This is a genomic window from Campylobacter sp. RM12640, from assembly GCF_020137595.1.
Classification (GTDB): domain Bacteria; phylum Campylobacterota; class Campylobacteria; order Campylobacterales; family Campylobacteraceae; genus Campylobacter_E.
On the sequence record NZ_JACGAU010000008.1, the window covers coordinates 50,381 to 65,096 of the forward strand.

15 protein-coding genes and 2 tRNA genes are annotated in these 14,716 nt (G+C 27.7%); 6 read left to right on the forward strand and 11 right to left on the reverse strand.

Features of this window, described 5'->3' with window-relative positions; translation table 11 throughout:
- Window positions 1-17 precede the first annotated feature (17 nt).
- Genes AVBRAN12640_RS04385 through AVBRAN12640_RS04400 form a run of 4 tightly spaced genes read right to left on the reverse strand, consistent with a single transcriptional unit; the run spans window position 18 to window position 3,463 of the window.
- Window positions 18-797, reverse strand: a complete 780-nt coding sequence (locus AVBRAN12640_RS04385; protein WP_336608460.1) for a DUF535 family protein — start codon at window positions 795-797, stop codon at window positions 18-20.
- A complete protein-coding gene (locus tag AVBRAN12640_RS04390) occupies window positions 794-1,342 on the reverse strand; it encodes a DedA family protein (protein ID WP_214115909.1) in 549 nt (182 codons plus the stop codon). The genes AVBRAN12640_RS04385 and AVBRAN12640_RS04390 overlap by 4 nt, the downstream gene beginning before the upstream one ends.
- Window positions 1,342-2,922 carry a ribonuclease Y gene (gene rny / locus AVBRAN12640_RS04395; protein WP_336608461.1) on the reverse strand — a complete coding sequence of 527 codons (1,581 nt, stop codon included), beginning with the start codon at window positions 2,920-2,922 and terminating at the stop codon, window positions 1,342-1,344. The genes AVBRAN12640_RS04390 and rny overlap by 1 nt, the downstream gene beginning before the upstream one ends.
- On the reverse strand, window positions 2,909-3,463 hold the full coding sequence (locus AVBRAN12640_RS04400; protein WP_336608462.1) for a 5-formyltetrahydrofolate cyclo-ligase: 555 nt from the start codon (window positions 3,461-3,463) through the stop codon (window positions 2,909-2,911). The genes rny and AVBRAN12640_RS04400 overlap by 14 nt, the downstream gene beginning before the upstream one ends.
- Window positions 3,464-3,508: 45 nt before the next feature.
- On the opposite strand from AVBRAN12640_RS04400, the gene AVBRAN12640_RS04405 reads away from it, so the two are divergent.
- The 6 genes from AVBRAN12640_RS04405 to AVBRAN12640_RS04430 are packed head-to-tail and all read left to right on the forward strand — an operon-like array spanning window position 3,509 to window position 8,353.
- A complete protein-coding gene (locus AVBRAN12640_RS04405) occupies window positions 3,509-4,084 on the forward strand; it encodes a TlpA family protein disulfide reductase (RefSeq protein WP_214115921.1) in 576 nt (191 codons plus the stop codon).
- Entirely contained in the window at window positions 4,084-4,959 is an 876-nt protein-coding gene (gene ftsY / locus AVBRAN12640_RS04410) for a signal recognition particle-docking protein FtsY (RefSeq protein WP_214119726.1), read from the forward strand. Before AVBRAN12640_RS04405 ends, ftsY begins: the two co-directional genes overlap by 1 nt.
- The gene (gene radA / locus AVBRAN12640_RS04415; protein ID WP_336606845.1) at window positions 4,952-6,280 is read left to right on the forward strand and encodes a DNA repair protein RadA; all 1,329 of its coding nucleotides are present in this window, start codon (window positions 4,952-4,954) and stop codon (window positions 6,278-6,280) included. Before ftsY ends, radA begins: the two co-directional genes overlap by 8 nt.
- A gap of 2 nt (window positions 6,281-6,282) precedes the next feature.
- Window positions 6,283-6,885, forward strand: a complete 603-nt coding sequence (locus AVBRAN12640_RS04420; protein WP_336608463.1) for a prepilin-type N-terminal cleavage/methylation domain-containing protein — start codon at window positions 6,283-6,285, stop codon at window positions 6,883-6,885.
- Window positions 6,863-7,621 (forward strand): pilus assembly FimT family protein, encoded by a 759-nt coding sequence (locus tag AVBRAN12640_RS04425; protein ID WP_336608464.1) that lies wholly within the window; start codon window positions 6,863-6,865, stop codon window positions 7,619-7,621. The genes AVBRAN12640_RS04420 and AVBRAN12640_RS04425 overlap by 23 nt, the downstream gene beginning before the upstream one ends.
- Window positions 7,622-7,678: 57 nt before the next feature.
- Window positions 7,679-8,353 carry a hypothetical protein gene (locus tag AVBRAN12640_RS04430; protein ID WP_214115932.1) on the forward strand — a complete coding sequence of 225 codons (675 nt, stop codon included), beginning with the start codon at window positions 7,679-7,681 and terminating at the stop codon, window positions 8,351-8,353.
- Between the two features lie 26 nt (window positions 8,354-8,379).
- Here the strand turns inward: AVBRAN12640_RS04430 and pepT are convergent, their stop codons facing one another.
- From pepT to AVBRAN12640_RS04465, 7 genes are all read right to left on the reverse strand, one after another.
- On the reverse strand, window positions 8,380-9,582 hold the full coding sequence (gene pepT / locus AVBRAN12640_RS04435) for a peptidase T (RefSeq protein ID WP_336608465.1): 1,203 nt from the start codon (window positions 9,580-9,582) through the stop codon (window positions 8,380-8,382).
- 2 nt (window positions 9,583-9,584) lie between these two features.
- Complete coding sequence (locus tag AVBRAN12640_RS04440; RefSeq protein ID WP_214119721.1) at window positions 9,585-11,141, reverse strand: AbgT family transporter; 1,557 nt, start codon at window positions 11,139-11,141, stop codon at window positions 9,585-9,587.
- A gap of 146 nt (window positions 11,142-11,287) precedes the next feature.
- Window positions 11,288-11,372, reverse strand: a tRNA-Leu gene (locus AVBRAN12640_RS04445).
- A 4-nt stretch (window positions 11,373-11,376) separates the two neighbouring features.
- Window positions 11,377-11,453, reverse strand: a tRNA-Arg gene (locus tag AVBRAN12640_RS04450).
- A 53-nt stretch (window positions 11,454-11,506) separates the two neighbouring features.
- Window positions 11,507-12,577, reverse strand: a complete 1,071-nt coding sequence (locus AVBRAN12640_RS04455) for a GGDEF domain-containing protein (RefSeq protein ID WP_214119720.1) — start codon at window positions 12,575-12,577, stop codon at window positions 11,507-11,509.
- Window positions 12,574-13,644: a GGDEF domain-containing protein gene (locus AVBRAN12640_RS04460; protein WP_214119719.1), complete on the reverse strand. Its 1,071-nt coding sequence runs from the start codon at window positions 13,642-13,644 to the stop codon at window positions 12,574-12,576. Before AVBRAN12640_RS04460 ends, AVBRAN12640_RS04455 begins: the two co-directional genes overlap by 4 nt.
- On the reverse strand, window positions 13,637-14,716 hold the full coding sequence (locus tag AVBRAN12640_RS04465) for a GGDEF domain-containing protein (protein ID WP_214149722.1): 1,080 nt from the start codon (window positions 14,714-14,716) through the stop codon (window positions 13,637-13,639). Before AVBRAN12640_RS04465 ends, AVBRAN12640_RS04460 begins: the two co-directional genes overlap by 8 nt.

Below are 14,716 nucleotides of genomic sequence, written 5' to 3' on the forward strand. Positions count from 1 at the left end.
TTAGGAATAATTATTGCTTACAATTTAATCGTTTTTAAGAACTCAAATCTTTTTTTATACATTGAGCGTTTTTTTGATGGTATTTCTTCTAAATCTTTTTGCAAATATTCTAATACATAAAATGATTTTTCTTCTTTAATAATTTTTGTATTTTCTTGCCATATTTCATCATAATTTGGTATTACAAATACTCTTCCATCTCTTTTTCTATTGCGTTTAAATCTTGATACTAAAAATCTATCCTTTACTCCGCAAACTTTATTTATACCTAAAAACTCAGCAAAAATAAAAGCAAAAAATATAATAAAATTAAGCGGTCTTAAACCAAAATAAACTTTAGTAAATTCTTTTATCTCATCTTTAGTATTTAAATTACCCTGTAAGGCCGTGATTAATAAAGCATCATTTAATAAAACAAAACTTAAAGAATATAAAAGTTCATTTTTATAATGCAAATGAATTGTAAAAAGTCCTTCGCTAATTACTTTAGGATTTGAGCTAAGCGTAATTTTTAAATCAAATTCATTAAAAATAATCTCATCATTACTTAAAATATCCGAAAATCTATTTGTAATAATTTCTAAATCCCTTTTAAAACATTCATTTGAATATTCAAAAGTAAAATTAGTAGCCCCGTATTTTTTGCATAACATATCGTTGTGATATTTTAAATTCTCGCTAAATTTCTTAGATAATTTCGGATAATCTAGTAGAATTTGATTTAGGAATTTATGATTTTTAAAATGAATTATCTTTCTTAAAAAAAATCTAATATTTAATAATTTTTTGCTCTTCATTTTTTCGCTTTTATTTTTAAATATGTAAAAATTACAATCAATAAAACAAGTAAAATAATTGGCATATAAGATGAATATTCATCAAAAGTTTTAGCCAAGCTATCTCCTAAATAAAACGCAGCATAAAACACCACAATAGCCCAAATAAAACAAGAAATTAAATTATAAATGCTAAATCTAAAAAAGCTTAATTTTGAAATCTCAGCTGCTATTGGACCTAAGGTTTTAAGCCCATAAACAAACTTACAAACTAAAGTAAAAATAAAGCCATTTTTTCTAAATAAAACTACTAAAAGAGCTAGTTTTCTTTTATGCTTTACAAGATGTTTTTGAAAGTCTTTTTTACTAGCTCTAGTAAAATAAAATAAAGCCGATGAGCCTAAAAAATTACCTACAAAAGCTACTAAAATACTAATATAAGGATTTACATTATAAGCACTTGCAAACACTCCTAAGGCAAGCAGTGCTAACATACCGCCGCCTAAAGAGTATAAAAATACTAAAATATATCCGTATTCTACAAATTTTTCTATAAATTCTTGCATTATTTCGCTAGCTCCACAGCTCTAGTTTCACGGATAACATTTACTTTAATTTCTCCTGGAAATTGTAAGCTGCTTGTTATTTCACTAGCTATTTCTTTAGCTAAAAGAACACTTTCATCATCATTAATTAGCTTAGCATTTACAATAACTCTAATTTCACGACCAGCATTAATTGCATAAGCTTTTTTAACTTGAGAATGTTGTTTTGCAATAGCTTCAAGCTCACTAACACGCTTTAAAAACGCTTCTAAAACTTCTCTTCTAGCACCTGGTCTTGCGGCACTTAAAACATCAGCTGTGCAAACTGCAGCAGCTTCAATACTTAAAGCATCTTCATGCCCGTGATGAGCAAAAATAGCGTTTAATACCACAGGATGCTCTTTGTGCCTTTCACAAACCATAGCACCTAAATCAACATGGCTACCTTCATATTCGTGAGTTAAAGCCTTGCCAATATCATGTAAAATTCCAGCACGCCTTGCAAGTCTTGTATTACCACCACATTCAGCTGCGATAATTCCTGCTAAATGTGCAACTTCTAGGCTATGTGCTAATGCGTTTTGTCCGTAACTTGCACGATATTTTAAACGGCCAATTAATTTTACTAATTCAGGAGCCATTTTTGTAAGTCCTAAATCCATTATGATATTTTGACCTTCGTTAAACATTTCTTCTTCAAATTCTTTTGAAACTCTTTCGTGTAATTCTTCAATTCTAGCTGGTTGAATTCTTCCATCATCTATTAACAAATCAATTACTTTTTTAGCAATTGCACGGCGTAAAACATTAAATGAGCTAATAATAATTGCGTTTGGAGTATCATCAATGATTACATCAACACCTAAAACCATTTCAAGTGTTTTTATATTTCTTCCTTCTTTACCAATAATTCTTCCTTTTAAATCATCGCTTTTAAGATTTATTACGCTAATTAATCTCTCACTTGCATATTCACCTGCAAATCTAGTAGTAGCTTGTGCTAGGATATATCCTGCTTTTATTTTTGCTTGAGATTTTGCTTCTTCTTCACATTTTCTTACGATATGAGCGATTTCATCTCTTGCATCTTCTTTAGCTTGATTTATTACTAATTCTCTTGCTTCGCTTTGAGTTAAACCACTTATATTTTCAATACTGCTTAATAATTCTTGCATTTTTGCTTCACAAGATTTTTTAAGCATATTTGCTTCTTCCATCAATTCATTTGCAGTTTGCTCACTTTTTAAAATACTTGCTTTAAATTCATCTAATTTTTGTTCGTTTATTGCTAGAATTTGCTCTTTTTTCTCAATTTCTAGAATTTTCTTATCGTGTTCTTTTTGAAGTTCTAAAATCTTTTCATCATAAGATTTTTTATAACTCAACTCAATCTTACCCTCACTTGCTTTGGCATTTTCTAAAACCTTATCAGCATTTCTTAGGATTTTTTCAGCTTCATATTCAATCACTTTTGCTTTTGCTTTTGCTTGTTCTTCGTGAATTTTAAAATGAGCTTCGTGTATTCTTTTGGCTACTAAAACCCCTAATGCTCCTCCTAGAATAAATACCGCTAATAACGATATAATTTCAATTAATGTCATAATTTCTCTTTCTTTTTATTGTTTTACCATTTGCGATATAAAAATCGCCTTGAATATCCGATTTTAAACAAATTTTGTTTTTAGTAACGGATTTTATATTTTGAATAAAAATAATTAATAAATCATAATCAATTTTAGAAAAAGTTCTATCGTAAAATCCTTTGCCAAAACCTACTCTTCTAAAATCCTTATCAATTCCTAAAACAGGTATAATTGCAATATCAATTTTAATATTTTCAATCTTACTTGAGCTTTCTTTTATTTTAAATCTAACTTCACTTAATGGAAACCTTAATTTATTAAAAGCTAAACTATTATCACTAAGCATTTTTGGAATATAAATATTGAATTTTTTACATAAAAATCTTTTGTATTTATATAGATTTATTTCTTTATCTTTTGCAATATAAATTAAAAGATTTAATTTTTTATTTGTTTTAACTTTAGATATTATTTTTAAAATAGCTCTAAAACTTCCGTAATTTTTACAAAATTTATAATTTTCTTTATGAAATTTTTCTCTTATTAACTTTTTATCCATAATCTAACCTAAAAAATTTATAAGCATATTACATAAGGAATTAAAATGAAAGCTATATTGCTAAGTGTTGCTTTATTGTTTTTTACCGCTTGTTTTGATAAAAAAGAAGATAAAAAAGAAGAAGAAAGCGAACAAATTACTCAAGTTGAAGTTAAAAAAGAACCTGATTTTAATAGACTAATTAAATTCTCTTTAAAATTTTATAATAGCGATGAGATTTTTGAAATTAAAAGAATTAATAATGATAATAAAGACTTAGAATTTACTTCAAATGATAAAATTATATTATTTAATTTCTTTACTACTTGGTGCCCACCTTGCAAGGCTGAAATTCCACACTTAAATGATTTAGCATTAAAATATAAAGATAGATTAAGAGTTATTGGTGTTTTATTAGAAGATAAAAGTGATGAAGAAATAGCTAAATTTATTAAGGATAATGGTATTAGCTATGATATTGTTACAGGTGATAATAATTACACATTTTTAAAAGTTTTAGGAGAAATTAACGGCATTCCATATATTGCTTTATACGACCAAAATGGTAAAAACATAAACAACTATCTAGGTGCAGTTTATGAAGAAATGCTTGATATTGATATTCAAAAGGTTATGAAATAATGTTAGATTTTTTAAAAAAAGGCTTAGCAAAAACACTTGAAGCTATAAATCAAGTAAAACCAAAAAACGAAAAAATAAGTAAAGATTTATTAGAAGAAATGCTAGTAAATGCTGATATTACTTATGAAATAGTAGAAGAGATTTTATACTACTTACCGCCTAAAGATATAGTTGAAAGAGCAGATTTAGAAAGAGTAATGAGCTCATATTTTATGTATGAAAATCCTAATTCAAATTCTAATGATAAACCATTTGTAGAATTAATATTAGGTGTAAATGGAGTAGGAAAGACTACAACCATAGGAAAATTAAGTAATTTTTATAAAAATCAAGGCAAAAAAGTTTTACTAGGAGCGTGCGATACTTTTAGAGCAGGTGCAATTATGCAACTTGAACTTTGGGCTAGTAAAAATAATTGCGATATTGTAAGCACTAAGCAAGGGCATGACCCAAGTGCAGTTGCATTTGATACCATTACAAAAGCACTTAGCAAAGGTTATGATAATGTGATTATCGATACAGCAGGAAGATTAGAAAATAAAAAAAATCTAGCAAATGAACTAGAAAAAATAATAAGAATTTCATCTCGTGCTTATGAAAACGCTCCACATAGAAAAATTCTAGTCCTAGATGCAACTCAAGGAAATAGTGGTATTAATCAAGCAAAAGTTTTTAATGATTTAGTAAAGCTTGATGGAGTAATTATTACCAAACTTGATGGAACAAGTAAGGGTGGTTCATTATTTGCAATTGCAAGAGAATTAGAGCTACCAATTTTATATTTTGGATATGGAGAAGGTGCAAATGATATTGCTCCTTTTAAAGCAAATGAATATTTAAAGGTTCTTTTAGACGGAATTTTTAACAATGGCTAAGAAAAAATCAAGCCTTTATGAATGCCAAGCTTGTGGTAATCAACAAATTAGATTTTTAGGCAAATGCCCTGAATGTGGGGCATTTAATTCATATTTAGAATTAAATCAAACTCAAATTGAAGTATTAAAAAACGAAATAAAACCAAATTCAAACAAAGCAGTTAGTATTAAAGAAGTTTTAATTGAACAAGTTGATAGATTTTCAACTTATGATAAAGAGCTTGATTTGGTTTTAGGTGGTGGGCTTGTTGTAGGCTCATTAGTTTTACTAGGTGGCTCTCCTGGCGTTGGAAAATCAACTTTACTCTTAAAAACCGCTGCAAACTTAGCGAAAAATGGCAAAAAAGTCCTTTATGTTAGTGCTGAAGAGAGTAAAAGTCAAATAAAACTTCGTGCAAATAGACTAAATGCTAATGAAGATAATTTGTTTTTACTTACAGAACTTTGTTTTGAAAATATTAAAAATGAAGTTTTAAGCAATAATTATGAAGTCTTAATTATAGATAGTATTCAAACCATTTATTCAGAAAATATAAGTTCGTGTGCTGGTTCAATCACTCAAGTAAGAGAGCTTACATTTGAGCTAATGAAACTAAGCAAAAGCAATAATATTAGCACATTTATAATAGGACATATCACTAAAGAAGGCTCAATTGCAGGACCTAGAGTGCTTGAACATATGGTTGATGTGGTGCTTTATTTTGAAGGTGATGCTAGCAAGGAATTAAGAATTTTAAGAGGCTTTAAAAATCGTTTCGGAAGCACTAGCGAAATAGGCATTTGGCAAATGAGCGAAAATGGACTTATAAGTGCAAACAATATTAAAACTAGATTTGTAGGTAAAAATCACGCAGGAAGTGCTCTAACTATTATTTTAGAAGGTAGCAGAGCAATTACTCTTGAAGTTCAAGCTTTAGTATGCGAGAGTGCATATCCTAAAAGAAGTGCAACCGGATTTGATAGAAATAGACTTGATATGATTTTAGCCTTGCTTGAGAGAAAATTAGAAATTCCACTTGCAAGATATGATGTATTTATAAATATTAGCGGTGGGATAAAAGTTAGTGAAACTGCTGCTGATTTAGCAGTTGCAGCTGCTATAATATCTAGCTTTAAAAATAGAGTTTTAAGTAATGAGAGTGTATTTATTGGAGAGCTTAGTTTAAATGGTGGAATTTGCGAAGTTTTCAGCCTTGATATTAGACTTAATGAAGCAAAAAATCAAGGTTTTAAAAATGCTATAATTCCAAATAAAAGTAATTTTAAAGGTATTAAATGCTTTGTAGCTAATGAGTTAGCTCAAGTTTTAGAATGGATGTAAGTATGAAAAAAGCTTTTACTATGATTGAATTATTAGTTGTTATGGTTGTTGGTGCTATACTTAGTGCGGTTGCTGTTTCTAAAATACACACAAGTGAATTAATAGATGCTGCTAGAAGTATTGCAAACGATATTAGATATACAAAAATTCTAGCGTTAGGAGATGACGCTTATGATGGAACAAATGGTTATCATAATAAATATTATCGTTTTACAATAGCTTCTAATAAGATTTATAAAATTAGTAAAGTTGAATATAACTCAAAAGGAACAACACCAGTTTTAACAGAATATGCTGAAGATTTTTTAAATCCTGATAAAAGAATATGTGATTTTGAAAAAGATGAAGCGTGTGCTACAAGAACAGCTATTCTTAAAATTAAAAAATATAATATAACATTTACCCCAACTACACCAACCACAACTCCTGCTAGTGGTCTAACGCCAACTGATACTATTATATTTAATGAATTAGGAGAGCCTTTAAACTTTAATCAAAATCCAAGTGGATTTAAAATAGAAATTTCAAAAGGTAGTGATATAGCTTGTATTTATGTAGAGAAATATTCTGGATTCGTACATATTGACAGAGCTGCGTGCAAATAAGCGTGGCTTTACTTTAATTGAATTAGTTTTAGTTTTAGTTGTAGCTGGAATACTCTCAAGTATAGCAATATCAAAAATCAATTCAAATTCTTTAATCCTAGCGGCTAGGAGTTTATCTCAAGATATTTATATACTTCGTGATTTAGCACTAAATTACGATGTATATGATTATACGACAAATTACGATAAATCATATTGGCAAATATATTTTCATTGTGTAGCAAATACAAAAACTTCATATAACAAATATAAATGCAATCATCAAGAATTTGGATATAGTATTTTTAGCGATAGCATAGGTTCTAGCTCATCAAATCCAGATGCAAATGAATTAGCAAAAGATTTATTTGATAAAACAAAATTAATTGGAGCTAGATATGCAGGAATAAGTATAGATGATAATTTGCTTACAACAAGGACAAATCTTACAAAAAGCTTTGGAATAACTAAAATTGATGTATTTTATAATCTAAATAATAAATACAAAAAAACTCATAGAATAATGGTAAATGAATTAGGAGAATTATTTGCAAGTTCATATACTAATAAATCAAAAACTTATAATCTAATAAAAGCTAATTCATATATTATTAGACTAAGCAAATCAACTAATATAGACCAAAATAACTCAATATGTATTGTAATAAATAATGTAGGTTTTACAACAATTCCTAAAAATAATAACGGACAACTTATTTCTAATATCAAAAAGCCTATATATTGTCATAATTTATAAATTACTAAAATATAAAAATACAAATATAGAATTAACATTTTTTAAAAAGGAGATAATATGAAAAAAATTTTATCAACACTAATATGTGTAATCAGCCTAAACGCACAAAACTTCGTAGGTGCTGATTTTATGGTAGGAAAAGCTAAAGATTACGGGCTTAATTTAAGCGATAATGGTATTTATCAAGGAAGAATTTTTATAAATTCTTATAAACTTAGTAATTATGATAATGATTTTGTTTTTGGTGCAGACTTAAGCATTCACGACTTTGATTCAGAATATAAAAATAATATAGAAAGTGGCAAAATTTCAAGCACTTATACTGCTGTTAATGTATTAGGTGGTATTGGATTTTTTAATAATAATGTAGGAGTTAAATCAGGCTTTAATATCTTAGGTGGCTTAGGTCATGAAAAAATCAAAAGCAAAACTAATACTAAAGATTTAGTAGCTAATACTAATTTAATCAAATTAGGAGCTAGCACTATGAATATTTTTGATGAAGGATTAGTTGTTGAAGCTAGTGCTTTTGCAAAATTTTATTTAGATAATAAAAGAGATAAATTATTTAACGAGCAACAAAAAAGACTAAATTATGAAGCAAATCTTATGCTAGGTTATAAATTTACTCGCAATTTAGACGGCTTTTATGCAGGAATTAAAGCAAGTTATACAAATGATGTAATAGCTAAAGGTATTAGATACGGAGTTAATTTAGGATATAGTTTTTAAGAATTTAAAACTAGGAATTAAAATTCCTAGTTTGAATATATTTTTACTAAATTAAGTGCTACTTCATAAGATTTTTCAAGTGATTTAACAGGTAAAAACTCAAATCTTGAATGAAAATTATGTGCTCCTGTGAAAAAATTCGGGGTAAAAAGACCCTTTACACTCAACGCACTTCCATCAGTCCCGCCACGCATAGCAATTGTATTTGCTTTAATATTTGATAATTCAAAAGCTTTATATAATTTATCTAAACTATCTTTATTATCATCGTTTAAAGCATCTTTTAGATTGTAATAAGTATCACTCATTTCTAGTTTAAAACTAGCTTTTTTATATTTATTTTGCATAAAATCAACGCAAGTTTTAATATATTCTTTTTTCTCTTCAAACTTAGTTTTATCGTGGTCTCTTATATTTAAACACACACTAGCTTCGTTTTGATTTGAGTGCATTTCATTTATCCAAATATAACCATCTTTATCTTTAGTATTTTCAGGAGTTTGCAATCTATCAAAAAGATTTATAAACTCATTTGCTAATAAAGTTGGATTTAGCATTATTTTATAAGCATTCATTGGGTGTGCTGAAACGCCAACGATATTAAGCTTTGCACTTGCTGCATTAAATGTCTCATACATTAATTCCCCAACCTCACAACAATCAATAGTATAAGGATGAGTTGTTCTAAAATCATCTAAATTAAGCTGCTTTGAGCCTAAAAGCCCTATTTCTTCATCAGGCACAAAAGCTAAAAATATATCAGGATGATTAATATCACTATTTTTAAGAGTTTTAATTAAGTTCATAATAACAGCAATTGCAGCCTTATTATCAGCCCCTAAAACAGATGAACCATCGCTAAAAATAATATCTTCATTTAAATACTTCATAATTTCAGGGTGTTTAGAAATCTCTAAAACTGCCTTACCTAAATCTAAATTCTTGCCTTCAAACCTTAAAATCTTAGGATTTACACAAGGACTAAGCCCAACATCAATAGTATCAAGATGAGCTACAAAACCTAAGCTAGTCTTAGTTTTATCACCAGCTAAAAGTGCGGTTAAAATGCCATTATCATTTAGCTTAATTTCGCTAAGTCCTAAATTCTCTAGCTCACTTTTTAATAATTTCGCTAATTGCAACTGCCCTTCGCTAGTAGGAGTATTACTCTTACTAGCGTCGCTTTGAGATGAGATTTTTACATATTTTATAAAGTCTTCTACCAACATATCTAACCTTTAAAATTATAAACATAAGTAGTATCAAATCCTAACGGAAGACCTAAAGCCCAGAATATAAATAAACTACCAACTAAAGCTATCCATAAAGCAATACCAAATGGAAGCATTAATGAACTAAGTGTTCCAACTCCTGTTTTTTTATAATATTTTTGACAATAACCAATCACTAATGGGTAAAATGGAAACATAGGTGTCATAACATTTACTGCACTATCACTCGTCCTATATGCTGCTTGAGTAAGTTCAGGGCTAATTCCAAGTAACATTAACATAGGAACAAAAATAACGCTTAATATAGCCCATTTTGATGTAGCTGATGTAACAAAAATATTTAAAAAGCTTGTAAATATAATCACTCCTAAAACGGTGAAAACTGAAGGCATATTCATACTCTTTAAAAACTCAGCTCCTGAAATTGCTAATAGAGTTGAAAGATTTGAAGTATTAAATACATATAAAAACTGCCCGCATACAAAACAAAATACAATAAAGGTAGTAAGAGTATTTAAACTACTAGCAGCCATTTTTGATAAATCACTTGATGTTTTTATAGAGCCACTGATTTTTCCATATACATATCCTGGAATTGCTAAGAATAAAAATACCAATGGAACAATAGCTTTCATTAAAGCTGCATCAGCACTAGTAAGTGAGCCATTAGCACCACGCATAACAGAATTCTCTGGGATTGATACAACAAATAATAATAAAGCCATAAATATAAATGTTAAAGTCGCTCCCCAATAAGCTTTATTTTCTTGTGAGCTTAATTTCTCATTTTCTAAATGAGCGATTTTACAATCACTATCAATAGGCATAGTTTTATTTAGCATAGGCTCAATAATTTTTGAGCTAACAAACCAACAAGCAGCAATTACGCTAAAGGTTGAAAAAATACTTAAAAAATAATTACATAATACATTTACGCTTATTTCAGGGTCAATTGTCCTTGCTGCTTTTTGAGTAAATTCTTGCATTAACGGATCAACTACACTTGGAATATAACTAGCGCTAAACCCACCTGCAAGTGCAGCAAATGAAGTAGTAATTCCAGCTATTGGATGGCGACCTGCACTATAATACATAGCAGCTGCAATTGGCATTAAAAATACATAAGCACTATCTGATACTATATGACAAAATATAGAAATTAATATAACCACAGGAACAACAATGCTTTTTGGAACTATTCCTATCATTTTAATTAGTAATGCTCTAATATAACCACTGCCTTCTGCAATACTAACTCCTAAAGTAGCAACTAAAACTAATTGTAAAGCAGGAAAAGTTATAAAATTAACGCCTAATCTAACTATTAATTCAGTTAAATTATGAATTTCAAACATATTTTTAACTACAATTTTTTCGTGACTAACTGGATGAATATAAGAAAAGTCAATAAAACTTAATGCAAAACTTAAAATCATCACAATAAAAAATGCAATTAAAAAAAGAATTGTAATATCAGGTAATTTGTTTCCTAATACTTCAATTTTGTGTAAGATTTTTTCAAATCCATTTCGTTTGATTTGCTGGTTTTCTACCATTAAGGCTCCTTTTTGATAAAATGAAAGGACTTATGTTACAATAAAATCAGATTTTAAGCAAAGAAAATTAGCACTTTTATGTGTTAATGTAACTTTTCGTAACAAATATTAAAAAGGTGATTAAAAAAGATAAATAAGATGATAAGTGGTGCGGATGAGAGGACTTGAACCTCCACGCATTGCTGCACCAGATCCTAAGTCTGGCGTGTCTGCCAATTTCACCACATCCGCTAAGTGGTACGCCCAAGAGGATTCGAACCTCTGACCTACGGCTTAGAAGGCCGTTGCTCTATCCAGCTGAGCTATGAACGCACACTAAAAATAAAAGCTGTATATTATCCTAATAAAATTAATTTTTGCTTAAATTAAATTATATTTTTTATTATTTTATTTCTACCTGTATTTTTAGCCTCATATAAACACTTATCAACTCTTGTTATATATTCATCTAAAATATTATTAGCAAAATTATCTTCTATAAAAACTAAACCTATACTAACGCTAGTAGTTAAGCTTTCAACAGAAAATGTAGAATTTGAATACTCTATTCTAAAATTCTCACAAGCATTTTCAAAATCTAAAGCAGATACGTTATAAGCTAATATTAAAAATTCTTCTCCACCCCATCTACAAATCAAATCAGTATATTCTCCAAAATGCTTTCTCATTAAATTTGCACAATTTTTTAATACTTCATCTCCCACACTATGTCCGTAAGTATCATTTACTTTTTTAAAATAATCAACATCTATTAAAGCAATACTTACCTTACTTTTAATATTTAAATCTTCAATACTATCTATAAAACACCATCTATTCATAAGTCTTGTTAAATAATCAAAATTTGCACTTTTATCAAGCTTTTTATTTATATTTTGTCTATTTTCTAATTCAATATATATTTGTTTTCTTAAAACACTTGATACAATTACAAAAATAGTTGATACTACAATCCCATTAAAACAATTAAAATAGAATTTAGAACCATCGCTAAATAAATATAAAGGTATATCTAAAGAATAATCATTCACACAAAAAAAATAATACATTGCCAAATAATAAATAAGTCCGAAAGTCGCTATTAAATATATAATGTATTTTTTCCTATAAATACCTATATAAAAATAAGATATTATAGGTAATATATAATATTCAAACCCATAACCCCACCCAAGATAATAAATTGAGCTAGCAGAAAAAACAAAACAAGAAAAAAAAGTAACATAAATACAAGCATTAAAATTATTACTCTTAACAAATACTAACGATACTAAAAATAATCCAGCTAGCATAAAATACGTTAAAAACAAATAAGGAATATCATTAATTATCATTATTAAAGCATATACTAAATTAAAAACTAAAATACCTTTCATAATTTTTTCAGCTTGTAAAACTTCTACTAGTTCATATTTTCTTTTTTCAAAATCTATCATATTTGTCCTAAAACTATAGTTTCTACTTTATTTTTACCTGATTTTTTACCACTATATAAGGCATTATCAGCTTGAGATAGCATATAATCTATACTTTCAAGTCTTAAAGAATAACAAATTCCAAAAGTAATTGTAGTTTTCCTAGCATTATAACCATCTTTATGAGTATAGTTAGCAAAATCTTCCCTAATCTCATTCATTAGTTCTTCACTTTCATCTATGCTAAGACCTGTTAATAGCATTAAAAACTCTTCTCCACCCCATCTAGCTACATAACTAGAAGCTCTTTTAGATATTTTATCTTTAATGATTTTTGCTGTATTTTTAAGAACAATATCTCCAAAATTATGACCGCACTCATCATTTAAACTCTTAAAATTATCAATATCACCTAAGACAATTACCATAGAACGAATCTGGTCTTTTTGAAAATAATTATGATATATATGTAAAATTTCATTCATTGCACGACGATTTAAAATATTTGTCAAATAATCATAATCAGCTTTATTTTGTAATTTAATGCTTTCTTTTTCTAATATTTTACTTTCATTCTCATCAATACTATGCGTATAAAACGAATAAAAAATAATTACAGAAGTAATATTTATAACATTAAATACATATACAAAAACCATATATTCGCTTTCAAAATCAGGAACATCTTTTGTAATAATTATTGTAACTATAAATAAAATAATTTCAAAAATACCAATAATCAAAGGATATTTAGAACTGCTAAAGTCATGAACATAGCCAAGAGATAAAAGTGCTATCATAACTATTAAAAAACCATATCCTTGCCCTAAAATATATGTGCAAATTGAACAAGACAGCAAAACAGAAGCATGTGTAAAATAAACAGCAATATTATGATATTTGTCAATTTTTAAAATAAAAATCGTAGCTACTAAAGCAATAAAAGCTTCAATAAACTTAATATTAACCATAGGATAAAGACCTAGAAAATAAAACACACTCCCATAAGTAGTATGGGTTATTGTTAGTAAAATCATTGTGATTTTTACTAATTGTCTTATATTATCTATCTTTCTAAATTCATTCATCTTCTATACGCTTTGCTTCTATCCTATTTCTACCGCTATTTTTTGCCATATACAATAATTCATCAACTTTTTTAATATAATTATCAAAATTACTATATGAAAAATCGCCATTTACATGCAAACAACCAACACTAGCACTTATCGTAAAATCGCCAGCACAGAATTTATTATTTTTTAGCTCTTTTCTAAAATTATTACACGCTTCATAAAATTCTTCTTCACTGCAACCTAATGCAAATACTAAGAATTCTTCCCCGCCCCACCTAGCAATCATATCAGTATATCTTGAAAAATTAAGCTTTATGCAACTTGCAGTTACTCTTAAAACTTCATCTCCAACACTATGCCCATAAGTATCATTAACTTTTTTAAAAAAATCTATATCTATTAAAGCAAAATGAAAATTCTTTTTATATTGAATTAAATGAATTTTTTCCATAAAAGCCCAACGATTTAGCAAATATGTAAGCGGGTCTGTAGAAGCATTAATACTTAAAACTTCATTTACATTTTCTTTTGTCTCAATTGTTTTATAAACTTTAATTTTTAAAAAATACATAACAATTATAATTGTAAGACACGCAAATAAGCTATGAATAATATAAAATATGCCATTAATATTGTATCCAAGCACATATAATTGATTTTGTAAAGTATATTTATTAACTTCCATAAATATATACAATAATTCAAAAACTATACTCTCAAAAATTGCTAATGTATAGATAATTTTTCTATTTTCAAATTGACCGACATAACAAAAAGCTATACAAGGTATTAAAAAATATTGAGCTCCAAAACTCCAACCAAAATAAAGAACCATAAAAATAGCATAAACTATACAAACAAAATGCACCGTATATACTAAACTATTGACTTCTAATAAATCTAACTTTTTTAATGAATACAAATATATACAAGCTAAAAACAAATTAACAAACATAGGATAGTTATGACCTAACCAACCCATTAAAATAGATAATAAAAAATATAATGTTGAAAATATAATTAGTATATATCTAGCAATTTTTTTTGCTACAACTAAATCATCTTGATCTAAAAAACTTCCCAT

What these genes read in the sequence shown, in the direction of transcription:
- AVBRAN12640_RS04400 (WP_336608462.1), bottom strand. Translation starts at nt 3,463, where the DNA reads ATGGATAAAAAGTTAATAAGAGAAAAATTTCATAAAGAAAATTATAAA.
- pepT (WP_336608465.1), bottom strand. Translation starts at nt 9,582, where the DNA reads ATGTTGGTAGAAGACTTTATAAAATATGTAAAAATCTCATCTCAAAGC.
- AVBRAN12640_RS04405 (WP_214115921.1), top strand. Translation starts at nt 3,509, where the DNA reads ATGAAAGCTATATTGCTAAGTGTTGCTTTATTGTTTTTTACCGCTTGT.
- radA (WP_336606845.1), top strand. Translation starts at nt 4,952, where the DNA reads ATGGCTAAGAAAAAATCAAGCCTTTATGAATGCCAAGCTTGTGGTAAT.
- AVBRAN12640_RS04420 (WP_336608463.1), top strand. Translation starts at nt 6,283, where the DNA reads ATGAAAAAAGCTTTTACTATGATTGAATTATTAGTTGTTATGGTTGTT.
- AVBRAN12640_RS04390 (WP_214115909.1), bottom strand. Translation starts at nt 1,342, where the DNA reads ATGCAAGAATTTATAGAAAAATTTGTAGAATACGGATATATTTTAGTA.
- AVBRAN12640_RS04465 (WP_214149722.1), bottom strand. Translation starts at nt 14,716, where the DNA reads ATGGGAAGTTTTTTAGATCAAGATGATTTAGTTGTAGCAAAAAAAATT.
- AVBRAN12640_RS04440 (WP_214119721.1), bottom strand. Translation starts at nt 11,141, where the DNA reads ATGGTAGAAAACCAGCAAATCAAACGAAATGGATTTGAAAAAATCTTA.
- ftsY (WP_214119726.1), top strand. Translation starts at nt 4,084, where the DNA reads ATGTTAGATTTTTTAAAAAAAGGCTTAGCAAAAACACTTGAAGCTATA.
- AVBRAN12640_RS04455 (WP_214119720.1), bottom strand. Translation starts at nt 12,577, where the DNA reads ATGATAGATTTTGAAAAAAGAAAATATGAACTAGTAGAAGTTTTACAA.
- AVBRAN12640_RS04430 (WP_214115932.1), top strand. Translation starts at nt 7,679, where the DNA reads ATGAAAAAAATTTTATCAACACTAATATGTGTAATCAGCCTAAACGCA.
- AVBRAN12640_RS04460 (WP_214119719.1), bottom strand. Translation starts at nt 13,644, where the DNA reads ATGAATGAATTTAGAAAGATAGATAATATAAGACAATTAGTAAAAATC.
- AVBRAN12640_RS04385 (WP_336608460.1), bottom strand. Translation starts at nt 797, where the DNA reads ATGAAGAGCAAAAAATTATTAAATATTAGATTTTTTTTAAGAAAGATA.
- rny (WP_336608461.1), bottom strand. Translation starts at nt 2,922, where the DNA reads ATGACATTAATTGAAATTATATCGTTATTAGCGGTATTTATTCTAGGA.